The organism is Pseudomonas sp. SJZ103 (assembly GCF_007828335.1).
Classification (GTDB): Bacteria; Pseudomonadota; Gammaproteobacteria; order Pseudomonadales; family Pseudomonadaceae; genus Aquipseudomonas.
On the sequence record NZ_VIUN01000001.1, the window covers coordinates 807,717 to 819,972 of the forward strand.

14 protein-coding genes are annotated in these 12,256 nt (G+C 61.0%); 9 read left to right on the forward strand and 5 right to left on the reverse strand.

Annotated elements, in window-relative coordinates:
- The first annotated feature begins 15 nt into the window (after positions 1 to 15).
- On the forward strand, positions 16 to 357 hold the full coding sequence (locus FBY10_RS03835) for an aspartate-semialdehyde dehydrogenase (protein ID WP_065926412.1): 342 nt from the start codon (positions 16 to 18) through the stop codon (positions 355 to 357).
- Here the strand turns inward: FBY10_RS03835 and FBY10_RS03840 are convergent.
- From FBY10_RS03840 to FBY10_RS03850, 3 genes are all read right to left on the reverse strand, one after another.
- Positions 354 to 1,535, reverse strand: a complete 1,182-nt coding sequence (locus tag FBY10_RS03840; RefSeq protein ID WP_131697191.1) for an aminotransferase class V-fold PLP-dependent enzyme — start codon at positions 1,533 to 1,535, stop codon at positions 354 to 356. The two genes, FBY10_RS03835 and FBY10_RS03840, sit on opposite strands and share 4 nt — an antisense overlap.
- Positions 1,532 to 2,002: a RidA family protein gene (locus FBY10_RS03845; RefSeq protein WP_131697190.1), complete on the reverse strand. Its 471-nt coding sequence runs from the start codon at positions 2,000 to 2,002 to the stop codon at positions 1,532 to 1,534. Before FBY10_RS03845 ends, FBY10_RS03840 begins: the two co-directional genes overlap by 4 nt.
- Before the next feature lie 91 nt (positions 2,003 to 2,093).
- A complete protein-coding gene (locus FBY10_RS03850) occupies positions 2,094 to 2,966 on the reverse strand; it encodes a LysR substrate-binding domain-containing protein (protein WP_131697189.1) in 873 nt (290 codons plus the stop codon).
- On the opposite strand from FBY10_RS03850, the gene FBY10_RS03855 reads away from it, so the two are divergent.
- On the forward strand, positions 2,955 to 3,260 hold the full coding sequence (locus FBY10_RS03855) for a hypothetical protein (protein ID WP_145334978.1): 306 nt from the start codon (positions 2,955 to 2,957) through the stop codon (positions 3,258 to 3,260). The genes FBY10_RS03850 and FBY10_RS03855 overlap by 12 nt on opposite strands.
- Positions 3,261 to 3,403: 143 nt before the next feature.
- Entirely contained in the window at positions 3,404 to 3,520 is a 117-nt protein-coding gene (gene ccoM / locus FBY10_RS32000; RefSeq protein WP_010563588.1) for a cytochrome c oxidase subunit CcoM, read from the forward strand.
- 151 nt (positions 3,521 to 3,671) lie between these two features.
- On the opposite strand, the gene FBY10_RS03860 is transcribed toward ccoM, so the two are convergent.
- Both FBY10_RS03860 and FBY10_RS03865 read right to left on the reverse strand, forming a co-directional pair.
- On the reverse strand, positions 3,672 to 5,147 hold the full coding sequence (locus FBY10_RS03860) for an inorganic phosphate transporter (RefSeq protein ID WP_131697187.1): 1,476 nt from the start codon (positions 5,145 to 5,147) through the stop codon (positions 3,672 to 3,674).
- A gap of 312 nt (positions 5,148 to 5,459) precedes the next feature.
- Positions 5,460 to 5,660 carry a hypothetical protein gene (locus FBY10_RS03865; protein WP_131697441.1) on the reverse strand — a complete coding sequence of 67 codons (201 nt, stop codon included), beginning with the start codon at positions 5,658 to 5,660 and terminating at the stop codon, positions 5,460 to 5,462.
- Positions 5,661 to 6,221: 561 nt separating this feature from the next.
- On the opposite strand from FBY10_RS03865, the gene pcaR reads away from it, so the two are divergent.
- The 6 genes from pcaR to pcaH all read left to right on the forward strand — a co-directional run bounded on the left by pcaR (position 6,222) and on the right by pcaH (position 12,255).
- Complete coding sequence (pcaR, locus tag FBY10_RS03870; protein WP_017530459.1) at positions 6,222 to 7,064, forward strand: pca regulon transcriptional regulator PcaR; 843 nt, start codon at positions 6,222 to 6,224, stop codon at positions 7,062 to 7,064.
- 145 nt (positions 7,065 to 7,209) lie between these two features.
- The gene (locus FBY10_RS03875; RefSeq protein WP_145334976.1) at positions 7,210 to 8,550 is read left to right on the forward strand and encodes an MFS transporter; all 1,341 of its coding nucleotides are present in this window, start codon (positions 7,210 to 7,212) and stop codon (positions 8,548 to 8,550) included.
- A 147-nt stretch (positions 8,551 to 8,697) separates the two neighbouring features.
- The gene (locus tag FBY10_RS03880) at positions 8,698 to 9,555 is read left to right on the forward strand and encodes a CoA transferase subunit A (protein WP_145334974.1); all 858 of its coding nucleotides are present in this window, start codon (positions 8,698 to 8,700) and stop codon (positions 9,553 to 9,555) included.
- On the forward strand, positions 9,555 to 10,334 hold the full coding sequence (locus tag FBY10_RS03885; RefSeq protein WP_131697185.1) for a CoA-transferase subunit beta: 780 nt from the start codon (positions 9,555 to 9,557) through the stop codon (positions 10,332 to 10,334). Before FBY10_RS03880 ends, FBY10_RS03885 begins: the two co-directional genes overlap by 1 nt.
- On the forward strand, positions 10,331 to 11,533 hold the full coding sequence (gene pcaF / locus FBY10_RS03890) for a 3-oxoadipyl-CoA thiolase (RefSeq protein ID WP_178116723.1): 1,203 nt from the start codon (positions 10,331 to 10,333) through the stop codon (positions 11,531 to 11,533). The genes FBY10_RS03885 and pcaF overlap by 4 nt, the downstream gene beginning before the upstream one ends.
- A gap of 17 nt (positions 11,534 to 11,550) precedes the next feature.
- A complete protein-coding gene (pcaH, locus tag FBY10_RS03895; protein ID WP_027604405.1) occupies positions 11,551 to 12,255 on the forward strand; it encodes a protocatechuate 3,4-dioxygenase subunit beta in 705 nt (234 codons plus the stop codon).
- The last annotated feature ends 1 nt before the right edge of the window (position 12,256 follow it).

A 12,256-nucleotide genomic window follows, 5' to 3' on the forward strand; every position in this document is an offset into this window, starting at 1 on the left:
AGGAGAACAACTATTATGCTTCCACCTATGCTGCCCGTCAGCGTCGTACCGGTTACGTCGCAACTCGACCCGGTCCGCCAGAAACCCGATATTCCGCCCGTGGTCCCTGTGCAAGCGGGCTCCAACGAAAGCACCATCGACCTGAAAAAGGGCGATGCTGAGCAGTCGACCTTTTTGCTGCGCGAGGAACAACGCCGCCAGCAGGAACAGCAGAAACGCCGGCGCGAAGCCGATGAAGACCCGGATCAACACTTGGCGATCCCGGGCGACCTGCTCAATGCCGACAACACCGTACCGGTTGTGCCGCTGATCGAAGACGCGCCGCGCCAGGGCTTGTGGGTGGACGTGGAGGTTTAGCCCCGCAGTTCCCGCAGGGCCGTCATCAGCAACGCGATGTCGTCATCGTTGTTGAGCGGGCTGACGGAGATCCGCGCAATGCTGGTCAGGCCACGGGCCTGCATATCCAACGGGGTGTAGGCCACGCCGTTAGCGCCAATATTGATCCGCTTCAACCCCAATCGCCGTTTGAGCTCGAAGGCGTCCCAACCGGCGAGGTTGAAGGCGATCAAGCCTGATTGAACCGTGCCCAGGTCATGCAGGGAAATACCCGTAATCTCACGCAATGCTTCGCGGATTCGCCTACTGGTTTGCGTGACCCTTTCCCACACCCGCTCGATCCCCAATTGATTCATCTCCTGCAGCGCATTGCCCAAGCCCGCCAACAGGGCAAACGACGCCTCGCTGGTTTCAAAGCGCCGGGCGTCGTTGCGCAGGTCGAAACCATCGGCGGCCCAGGGGGCGGAAAACACGTCGCGTTGGGCCGGTTTCAAGTGCTGGAGGAAATCCGGCCGCACGTACAGCAGTGCCGTGCCCCGTGGCCCGCGCAGGTGCTTGCGACCGGCCGCTTTGAGCACATCGCACTGCAACGCCTGCACATCCACCGGCACCTGGCCGACGGCTTGGCCGGCGTCGATAAAGTAGGCGATCCCATGACGCCTGGCCACTTCGCCGATGGCCTGGGCGGGGTTGATCAGGCCGCCGTTGGCGGGGAGCCAGGTGAGGTCGATCAGTTTTACGTTCGGGTCGATCATGGCGTCCAATGCCACGGGGCAAACCGCGCCGGTGGCATCGCACGGGATGACCTCCACCCGCGCGCCGGCTTGCACCGCCAACTGCATGCTCGCCAGATTGCCGCCCCATTCGTGGCGCCCTACCAGAATGCGATCGCCCGGCTGCCAAGGGTCCAAGGCCTGGAACGCCATGCTCCAGGCGGTCGAGCCGCTGCTGGCAAAGGCAATCGACGGGGTGGGCGCGTTGAGCAACTGCGCGGCCGCGCGGCGGGCTTTTTCCACCAGCACGGCGCCATATTCGCCGGCTTCCATCGGGCCGTCACGGGCTTCGCGTTGCAGTTGGTCGATGATGGCGTCGAGGGTCGCCTGGCTTGGTAATGAGGCGCCGGCAGGGTTGAAGTGCACGATGCCCGATTGGCAGCCGGGTGTGCCCTCACGCAGATGTTGCACTTCAAGCGGGCTCACGGTTGCAACTCGAAAATCGCGTCAACCTCCACCGCCACGCCGGCCGGTAGGCTGGAAACACCCACTGCCGTGCGCACATGACGGCCCTTTTCGCCGAGGGCATTCACCAGCAGGTTGGAGGCTCCATTGGCCACCGCGCCCTGGCGCTGGAAGTCGCCGCTGCTGGCGATAAACACCCCCAGGCGCAGGATGCGCACCAGGCGCGACAGGTCATCGCCCAGGGCGTCGCTCAATTGCGCGAGCAAGCTCAATGCGGCCAGCTCCGCCGCCTGGACACCTTCTTCCTCGCTGAGGGATTCGCCCAGGCGGCCGACATAGGCGGGCTTGCCGTCTATCAGCGGGATTTGCCCGGAGATAAACAGCTGGTTCTGGCTGACCACATGGTTGATGTAGTTGGCAATCGGCTGGCTGGGGGACGGCAGCGTCAGGCCAAGGGCTTGCACGCGGTGGCGGAGGGAGTCGCTCATGGTGAATCCTCTTGGGTCTGGAGGTTTCAGCATGTGGGGCAGGGGGGATTGTCGACAAACGGATAGATCTCATGCGACGTATCGAAATAACTCACGCGTCGCTGCAGATCTCCTTCAACCACTCGCTGAAACAGCGCGCGGCGTCATTGGCAGTGTCTTGCGGTGCAATCAACCAGTAGCCTATTTCACTGTGATAGGGCGGCCAATCGAAGGCTTCCACCAGGCTGCCGTCATTGAGCCTGCGTTGGATCAGGCGATGACGGCCCATGGCGATGCCCTGGCCGGCCACAGCGGCTTCGACCACGATGTTGTAGTCGTGGAGCATGACGCGAGGATGGTGCTTGAGGTCGACTTGATAATGCCGAGACCAATCCGTCCACTCAAAAGGCCGGTGCGAAGTCGCCATCAACAGCGCACCGTTGTGCAGGTGGCTGGCCTTGAATGCCGGGCTGCACACCGGTGAGATCACCTCCGGCATCAGCCGCGTGGCCTGCACGTCGGGCCAGTCGCCTTTGCCGTAGCGAATGGCCAGGTCGACTTCGGCACCTGCGACGTTGGCCAATTGAATCGCCGGCAGCAACTCCACCTGGATATGCGGATAGCGGTTGAGAAAACCGGCCAGGCGCGGCGCCAACCACAGGGTGGCAAAAGACGCCAGCAGGCCGACACGTAACACCGTGGCGCTGGGCAGCACCCGTTGGGCGCGGGTCGCGATGGCAATGGCGTCAAGGGCTGGACGGATTTCATCGTAGTATCGCTGGCCGTCTGCAGTCAGATCGATCGCACGGGTGCGTCGGATAAACAGCGGTTTACCCAGATGCTGTTCGAGCTTTTGCACCTGATGGCTCAGGGCGCTCTGGGTCACGGACAATTCCTGCGCGGCCTTGATAAAGCTCAAGTGTCGGGCCACGGCTTCAAAGGCGCGCAGGGCCAGCAACGGCGGAAGATCCTTATGCAGTGCCACCTGAATGCGCTTCCTGGAGGGGTGAAAAGTGCCGATTTTGGGCGACGGCCTGCCATTTGTCGCGGGTTGATTTGCCGTCGGGCGCAGGAGTCCGCATTATTGAGCCTTACTCGCCACGACGTAAGCCAAGCCATGAGTGATGACGACAAGCTGATCGACCTGAACGCCGAACGCGCCAAGCGGGTGCATGACCTGAATGACAAGCGCCTGAATGAAGTGCGCCAGGCGTTTGAACAGGCGATGCCTTTAGGTAAAGCCAAGAAAAAATCAAAGAACAAACCCAAAAAGCGTTAAAACGGCCTGCATCTATTGATGCAGGTCAGTTATTACCCTGCTTTACGCCCCGTCGCGGGCAACATTGATCCCTGTCAATTTTTCAATCCGCCTTCTCCATTAACTTAGCCCTATCGCAACAAGGCAAGTGCAGGAGGCCGGTCATGTTTATCGACAATGTGGTATTCGCCGGAGTGCTGACTGTAGGCCTCATGGTGCTGTTTTTTGTAGGGTTTGGATTTTTTATCTGGAAAGACGCGAACAAGCGTAAAAAACCTTAGGTCTTTCCGGGTTACATGAGCACGCAAGGCATTTTGGGCGACTTCGGTCGCCTTTTTTTTTGCCTGGTATTTAATGATCTCGGTTAATTCATATCCATAAAAAAAGGTGCGGTCCTCACAGAGGCCGCACCTTTTTTTCAGCGCCTGGCTATCAGTTGCCCAGTGCCTTGGAGGCCAGCCAGAACAAGCCTGCCGAGAGGCCTACGGTCGCAGGCAGCGTCAACACCCAAGCCATCAGGATGGTCTTGACCGTGCCACCTTGCAGGCCGCTCTTGTTGGCAACCATGGTGCCCGCCACGCCGGAAGACAGTACGTGGGTCGTGGAGACCGGCAGGGCGAAGATATTGGCAAAGCCAATCATCGTGGCGGTGGTGATCTGTGCCGACATGCCCTGGGCGTAGGTCATGCCCTGCTTGCCGATCTTCTCACCGATCGTCAGTACCACACGCTTCCAACCCACCATGGTGCCCAGGCCCAGGGCCAGTGCGACCGCGAGGATCACCCAGAACGGCGCGTACTCGGTGGTGGCGGTCAGGTCTTTGCGCAGCTTGTCGAGGTCGGACTTCTCACGCGCTTCCAGGCCCGGCAGCTTGCCGACTTTTTTCGCGGTGTCGTCCAGGCACAGCAGGTAGCGGCGTACTTCGATACGCTGATCGGAGGTCAACGAGTGGTAGTCGGAGACACCCTTCAACGTACTCACGAGTGCGTTGATGGTGGGCTCGGTCTGCTGCGGATTGCACTGGAATTTGCCCGGCAGATCGTCCTTCACACTTTTACCCAGGGCCAGGAATTCGCCAAGCGTATCGTTGTTACGCTGGTAGAACTGGCTCAAATGCACGGTCGCATCGCGGGTACGCTCGATCTGGTAGGTGGTGCTGCCCAGGTCAAGTACGAACTGCGCCGGCACAATACCGATCAACACCAGCATGATCAGGCCGATGCCTTTCTGGCCATCGTTGGAGCCGTGAACGAAACTCACGGCCATGGCCGAAATCACCAGGACCAGGCGGTTCCAGAACGGCGGGTGCTTCTTGTCATCAAGCTTGCGGCGCTGGTCCGGGGTCTTGTGCATCTTTGACAGCGGACGCCACCATTTCAGGCCGAGCAGCACCAGGGCTGCGACCAGGAAGCCGGCCATCGGCGAGAACACCAGGGATGCGCCGATATCGACGGCCTTCTGCCAGTTCACACCGTCAGCCAGGGGGATGTCGTTGATCAGGGCATTGGCCAGGCCGACACCAAGGATCGAACCGATCAGTGTGTGGGAGCTGGAGGCGGGGATACCGAAGTACCAGGTGCCCAGGTTCCAGGTGATCGCCGCAGCTAACAACGAGAAGACCATGGCCAAACCATGGCCGGTGTTCACATTGATCAGCAACTCCACGGGCAGCAAGTGCACGATGGCGTAGGCGACACCGACACCGCCGAGCAACACGCCGAGGAAATTGAACACCCCGGAGAAGAACACGGCCAGATGCGGCGGCATGGCTTTGGTATAGATGACTGTGGCCACCGCGTTAGCGGTGTCATGAAAGCCATTGATGAACTCGAAGGCGAGGACAAAGGCCAGGGCGAGCAACAGGCTCACGAGAACCCAAGCATCCAGTCCGCTGAATAAATCGATCATGAAGGTTTTCTGACCCGGTCGTAAGGGGGCGCGATTATGCCAGAAAACCTCGGTAATCGATGCACTAGCTGCTCATCGGTAACAATCTTCATTGAATCGGCATGGGCGAAAGCTGGCGATCCCAGGGTTTTCGGGCCTTTGGCAAGTCTTTGATTTATAAAGCGCAGGGCGGAAAAGACAGGGTTTTGTCACAAAATCGTCATACCTGAAACATTTGTATGAAATTTTACAGGTGATCGTGAGATTTAGGCCGACTGGAAGCTGGCTAAGTGACAGCATTCCAGCCAGGACCCTGGGATAAACCCGAAGCGCTTATGGCTCTTCGGCTTTGCGTTCCTGTTCAATCTTTTGGATTTCCTGGGCAAATGCCTGGTCGAGCAGGCTGGCTCGCTTGCGCCATGGTTTGCGTTCAGGCTCAGGTTGGGCGGCGTAGGTGGTGATTTCTCCGCCGTAAACATCCTTGTAACGTTGCTCCTGGCGCTCAAGTTCCGCGCGCAGTTCATCTTTCGTCACATTGTTACCTAATTGAGTTGAGTGTAAATACGTAGCAGCGTTAATGCCTGAATGCCGCCTCGGGCCGTTCCAAATTGAACCCATGAAGTGTTCAAGTTTGAAATAGAAACGAGAGGCCACTGTTGTGGCAGTCATTCCAGGCAGGTAATTGCGACCGCCCATGCACGGCCTGTGCATGGTTTGGCGAGCCCCTGCCCCGATATGAAACCGGGTTGACCTCCGCACAGGGTGCATTATAGCGGCGCATTTGAATAACACTATCGGCATAAAGTTAAAAAGCGTCACCTTTGTGTGAGTGTTTTGTTACGCGGACGCGTCGGTATTTGCTGAAAGTCTGGCGTCATAAATACAACAAGGGATCCCGCTATTAAATGACCGGCTTAATATTATCCGATGGCATGAATGGGAGGTCGGCTTCAGGCGAGGTGCAAAATTGCGATAATCGCATGGTTGTCCGATAATCGCCCAATGTTGCTGGGCTTGCCTTGTGCATCACGGCCGGCCCGGCTTGTAATAGCAGCCCAATCCCCTGCGGTTGACAATAAGAGAAAGGAACCTGGCATGAACGATCAATTGCGCAACTCTTTCGCGTCAGTGGCGCCGCCGATCGTTGCCTCGCCGGCCAAGCGTATCCAGGCGTTTACCGGTGACCCGGACTTCATGACCTCGCTGGCCCGCGGCCTGGCCGTGGTGCAGGCGTTCCAGGAGCGCAAGCGCCACCTGACCATCGCCCAGATCAGCCACCGCACCGAAATCCCCCGCGCCGCCGTACGCCGCTGCCTGCATACCCTGATCAAACTCGGCTACGCCACCACCGATGGGCGCACCTATTCATTGCTGCCCAAAGTCCTGACCCTGGGCCACGCCTACCTGTCCTCCACGCCGTTGGCGGTGTCGGCCCAGCCGTACCTGGACCGCATGAGCGAGCAACTGCACGAAGCCTGCAACATGGCCACCCTCGAAGGCGACGACATCCTCTACATCGCCCGTTCGGCCACCACCCAGCGCCTGATTTCCGTGGACCTGTCGGTAGGCGGACGGTTGCCGGCCTATTGCACCTCCATGGGTCGCATCCTGCTCGCGGCATTGGATGATGCCTCGCTGCAGGACTACCTCGACCACGCTGACCTGCCCACCAAGACCAGCCGCACCCTGACCACCCCAGAAGCCTTGTTCGAGTGCCTGCAACAGGTGCGGCAGCAGGGCTGGTGCATTGTTGACCAGGAACTGGAACAGGGCCTGCGCTCCATCGCCGTGCCGGTGTATGACGCGTCGGGCCAGGTGCTGGCGGCGCTCAATGTCAGCACTCACGCGGGACGGGTCAGCCGCAGCGAGCTGGAGCAGCGTTTCCTGCCGAGCATGCTCAGTGCCAGCCGTGAGTTGAGTGCCCAGCTGTTTGCCTAAGGTGTTCGGTGACCGCACAGATCCCCGCTTGATGAATTGACGATGTTTCCCCCGGCTTATTACTGTGCGGCAGCGCTCTTGAGGGCGCCCCAATAATAATGACGGCCCCAGGCCGTTGGCCCGCCATCGGTGTGGAATAAGAATAATGAATCAGCCTTCTGTCGGTACCACCCTGGACGTGCAGTCCTTTATCAACACCCAGCCACTGTCTCGTTACCAGTGGCGCGTGGTGATCCTGTGTTTCCTCATTGTCTTCCTTGATGGCCTCGACACCGCCGCCATGGGTTTTATCGCACCCGCGCTGTCCCAGGACTGGGGCATCGACCGCGCCAGCCTTGGCCCGGTGATGAGCGCCGCATTGATCGGCATGGTGTTCGGCGCGCTGGGTTCCGGGCCGCTGGCCGACCGCTTCGGCCGTAAAGTGGTGCTGGTGGGCGCCGTGCTGGTGTTTGGCGCGTTCAGCCTGGCCTCGGCCTACAGCAGCAATGTCGACCAGTTGCTGGTGCTGCGCTTCCTCACCGGGTTGGGCCTGGGCGCCGGTATGCCGAACGCCACGACCCTGCTGTCCGAATACACCCCCGAGCGTCACAAATCGCTGCTGGTGACCAGCATGTTCTGTGGTTTCAACCTGGGCATGGCCGGTGGCGGGTTTATCTCGGCCAAGCTGATCCCCGCGTTCGGCTGGCATAGCCTGCTGCTGATTGGCGGCATCCTGCCATTGATCCTCGCCGTGGTACTGCTGGTGTGGCTGCCGGAGTCGGCGCGTTACCTGGTGGTGCGCAACCGCGGCACCGACAAGGTGCGCAAAACCCTGTCGCCCATCGAACCCTCTATTGTTGCCCAGGCCACTGCCTTCAGCGTGCCCGAACAAAAAACCGTCAAGGCGCGCAACGTGTTCGCGGTGATCTTTTCCGGCACCTACAGCGCGGGCACCTTGTTGTTGTGGCTGACTTACTTCATGGGCCTGGTGATCGTGTACCTGCTGACCAGTTGGTTGCCGACCCTGATGCGCGACAGCGGCGCCAGCATGGAGCAGGCCGCCTTCATCGGGGCGTTGTTCCAGTTTGGTGGCGTATTGAGCGCCGTCGGCGTGGGATGGGCGATGGACCGGTTCAATCCCCACAAGGTCATCGGCACCTTCTACCTGCTGGCCGGGGTGTTTGCCTACGCGGTAGGGCAGAGCCTGGGCAATATCACTCTATTGGCCACCTTGGTGCTGGTCGCCGGGATGTGCGTCAACGGTGCGCAATCGGCGATGCCGTCCCTGGCCGCGCGCTTCTACCCGACCCAAGGCCGCGCCACCGGCGTGTCGTGGATGCTCGGCATCGGCCGTTTCGGCGCGATCCTCGGCGCGTGGATGGGTGCCGCCTTGCTGGGCCTGGGCTGGAACTTCGAGCAGGTGCTCACCGCCCTGGTGATTCCGGCCGCTCTGGCCACTGCTGCCGTTGTCATCAAGGGCATGGTCAGCCATGCGGATGCCACCTGAGATCAATCGATAGCCTGCCAACAATTCGTTCGATAATCGAACGCTGAGTCGATTATCGGATTGTTTGGCCCATTTCCCCGGCTTAATCTTCAAGCACTTCGGCGCCACCTCAGCGCCTTTTTCGATCCATATCGGGAGCCCAACCCCATGGCTGAAATTCTCACCCTGCGTGATGCGGTCAAGCGCTTCGTGAACGACGGCGATACCGTTGCCCTCGAAGGCTTTACCCACCTGATCCCTACGGCCGCAGGTCATGAAATCATTCGTCAGGGCAAGAAAGACCTGACGCTGGTGCGTATGACGCCTGACTTGATCTACGATCAGTTGATCGGTGCAGGGTGTGCGCGCAAGCTGATTTTCTCCTGGGGCGGTAACCCGGGTGTAGGTTCCCTGCATCGCCTGCGCGACGCGGTCGAAAAGCAATGGCCGCAACCGTTGGAAATCGAAGAGCACAGCCACGCCGACTTGGCCAATGCCTACGTCGCCGGCGCATCCGGCCTGCCCTTCGCGGTGCTGCGCGCCTACGCGGGTTCCGACTTGCCCAAGGTCAACCCGCTGATCAAGACCGTGACGTGCCCGTTCACCGGTGAAGTGCTGGCAGCGGTGCCGTCGGTGCGTCCGGACGTCACCGTGATCCACGCGCAAAAGGCTGATCGCAAGGGCAACGTGCTGCTCTGGGGCATTCTTGGCGTGCAGAAGGAAGCGGCCCTGGCGGCCAAGCGCTGCATCGTCACCGTGGAAGAAATCGTCGATGACCTGAACGCGCCGATGAACAGCTGCGTGCTGCCGACCTGGGCCCTGACTGCGGTGTGCCATGTACCCGGTGGTGCACATCCGTCCTACGCCCACGGCTACAACGAGCGAGACAACCGCTTCTATCAGGCGTGGGACCCAATCGCCCGCGACCGAGGGACCTTTACCGCCTGGATGGATGAATACATCCACGGCACTGCCGATTTCAGTGAATTCCAGGCCAAGCTGACCACACAGCAGGAGGCCAAGTAATGGCTTACTCCACCAATGAAATGATGACCGTCGCCGCCGCGCGCCGCCTCAAGAACGGCTCGGTCTGCTTTGTGGGCATCGGCCTGCCGTCCAAGGCCGCCAACCTGGCGCGCCTGACCTCATCGCCAGATGTGGTGCTGATCTACGAGTCCGGTCCGATTGGCGCCAAGCCCAACGTATTGCCTCTGTCGATCGGTGATGGCGAACTGGCGGAAACCGCCGACACCGTAGTGCCGACTGGCGAGATCTTTCGCTACTGGCTGCAGGGCGGGCGTATCGACGTGGGCTTCCTCGGTGCCGCGCAAGTCGACCGCTTCGGCAACATCAACACCACCGTGGTCGGTGACTATCACCACCCCAAGGTGCGCCTGCCGGGCGCCGGTGGCGCGCCGGAAATCGCCGGCTCGGCCAAGAGCGTGCTGATCATCCTCAAGCAGTCGTCCCGTTCGTTTGTCGACAAACTGGACTTCATCACCTCGGTCGGCCACGGCGAAGGCGGCGATTCGCGCAAACGCCTGGGTCTGCCGGGTGCCGGTCCTGTCGGAATTATTACCGACCTGTGCATCATGGAGCCGGAAGAGGGCACCCATGAATTTGTGGTCACCGCCCTCCATCCGGGCGTGACCCGCGAGCAAGTCGTAGCGGCCACCGGTTGGGCGATTCGATTTGCCGACCAGGTCAGCACCACCGCCGAGCCTACCGAGGTGGAACTGACTGCCCTGCGTGATCTCGAAGCACGCACGGCCGCCGCCCATGGCCAAGCACCGGGAGAAGCCTGATGCGCGAGGTATTTATCTGCGATGCGATTCGTACCCCCATCGGCCGTTTCGGCGGTGGCCTGTCCACCGTGCGTGCCGATGACCTGGCGGCCTTGCCGATCAAGGCGCTGATCGAGCGCAACCCATCGGTGGACTGGTCGGCCGTTGACGAGGTGTTCCTCGGCTGCGCCAACCAGGCCGGTGAAGACAACCGCAACGTTGCCCGCATGGCGCTGTTGCTGGCCGGCCTGCCGGAGAGCATTCCTGGCGTGACCCTCAACCGTTTGTGCGCCTCGGGCATGGATGCGATCGGCACCGCCTTTCGCGCCATCGCCAGCGGCGAAATGGAGCTGACAATTGCCGGTGGCGTCGAGTCGATGTCCCGTGCGCCGTTCGTGATGGGCAAGGCTGATGCGGCGTTTTCGCGCAACATGAAGCTGGAAGACACCACCATCGGCTGGCGTTTTATCAACCCGTTGATGAAGGCCCAGTACGGCGTGGATGCCATGCCGCAGACCGCCGATAACGTCGCCGACGACTACCAGGTTTCACGCGCTGACCAGGACGCCTTCGCCCTGCGCAGCCAGCAACGCACCGCCGCCGCCCAGGCGGCCGGGTTCTTCGCTGAAGAAATCGTGCCGGTGCGGGTCGCCCATAAAAAAGGCGAAGCCGTGGTGGAGCACGATGAGCACCCCAGGGACACCACCCTGGAAGCCCTGGCCAAACTCAAGCCGGTCAACGGCCCGGACAAAACCGTCACCGCCGGCAATGCCTCAGGTGTGAATGACGGCGCGGCCGCGCTGATCCTGGCGTCTGCCGAAGCGGTGAAAAAACACGGCCTGACTGCCCGCGCTCGCGTATTGGGCATGGCCAGCGCCGGTGTCGCGCCACGGGTGATGGGCATCGGCCCGGTGCCGGCGGTGCGCAAGCTGGTGGAGCGCCTGGGCCTGGCCGTCACTGACTTTGATGTGATCGAACTCAACGAAGCCTTCGCCAGCCAAGGCCTGGCGGTGCTGCGTGAACTGGGCATTGCCGACGACGCCCCCCAGGTCAACCCGAACGGTGGCGCCATTGCGCTTGGCCATCCCTTGGGCATGAGCGGTGCGCGGCTGGTACTGACGGCCCTGCATCAGTTGGAAAAAACCGGCGGCCGTAAAGGCCTGGCGACCATGTGCGTGGGCGTCGGCCAAGGCCTGGCCCTGGCGATTGAACGCATCTAATAAGAGAGGACTGCTCCATGAGTGATAAGCCCGGTTACCGGCGCCCGCAAGCGGGCACTCAACCTGATTACCTGCACCCGGCCTATCAGTCGACGAACCTGCGTTCGCCGTCCCAGCCGTTGGTGTTTCTGCCCCATTCCTTGTCGGAAATCACCGGCCCGACCATCGGTGCCGAGCGAGTCAGCGAGAAGGACAACGACCTCACTGCCCAACACGACGGCGAGCCCCTGGGTGAACGCATCATCATTCACGGTCGCGTGCTGGATGAAAACGGCCTGCCGGTGCCGGGCATTCTCGTGGAGATCTGGCAGGCCAACGCCGCCGGTCGCTACAACCACAAGCGTGACCTGCACGATGCGCCGCTGGACCCGAACTTCACCGGCACCGGGCGCACCGTCACCGACGCCGATGGCTGGTACCAGTTCCAGACCATCAAGCCCGGTGCCTACCCATGGGGCAACCACCACAACGCGTGGCGCCCGGCGCATATCCACTTTTCGCTGTTCGGCCCAAGCGTGCTGACGCGCCTGGTGACGCAGATGTATTTCCCTGGCGACCCGCTGCTGGAATACGACCCGATCTACAACTGCGTACCGGATACCAGCGCCAAGGAACGCCTGATCGCCCGTTTCGATCTGGAAAAAACCATTCCTTCCTATGCCCTCGGCTACCGCTGGGACATCGTCCTGCGCGGCCGCGACGCCACGCCGATGGAGAAATGAG

What these genes read in the sequence shown, in the direction of transcription:
- FBY10_RS03845 (WP_131697190.1), bottom strand. Translation starts at nt 2,002, where the DNA reads ATGAGCGACTCCCTCCGCCACCGCGTGCAAGCCCTTGGCCTGACGCTG.
- ccoM (WP_010563588.1), top strand. Translation starts at nt 3,404, where the DNA reads ATGTTTATCGACAATGTGGTATTCGCCGGAGTGCTGACTGTAGGCCTC.
- FBY10_RS03885 (WP_131697185.1), top strand. Translation starts at nt 9,555, where the DNA reads ATGGCTTACTCCACCAATGAAATGATGACCGTCGCCGCCGCGCGCCGC.
- pcaH (WP_027604405.1), top strand. Translation starts at nt 11,551, where the DNA reads ATGAGTGATAAGCCCGGTTACCGGCGCCCGCAAGCGGGCACTCAACCT.
- FBY10_RS03860 (WP_131697187.1), bottom strand. Translation starts at nt 5,147, where the DNA reads ATGATCGATTTATTCAGCGGACTGGATGCTTGGGTTCTCGTGAGCCTG.
- FBY10_RS03880 (WP_145334974.1), top strand. Translation starts at nt 8,698, where the DNA reads ATGGCTGAAATTCTCACCCTGCGTGATGCGGTCAAGCGCTTCGTGAAC.
- FBY10_RS03835 (WP_065926412.1), top strand. Translation starts at nt 16, where the DNA reads ATGCTTCCACCTATGCTGCCCGTCAGCGTCGTACCGGTTACGTCGCAA.
- FBY10_RS03875 (WP_145334976.1), top strand. Translation starts at nt 7,210, where the DNA reads ATGAATCAGCCTTCTGTCGGTACCACCCTGGACGTGCAGTCCTTTATC.
- FBY10_RS03855 (WP_145334978.1), top strand. Translation starts at nt 2,955, where the DNA reads ATGCAGTGCCACCTGAATGCGCTTCCTGGAGGGGTGAAAAGTGCCGAT.
- pcaR (WP_017530459.1), top strand. Translation starts at nt 6,222, where the DNA reads ATGAACGATCAATTGCGCAACTCTTTCGCGTCAGTGGCGCCGCCGATC.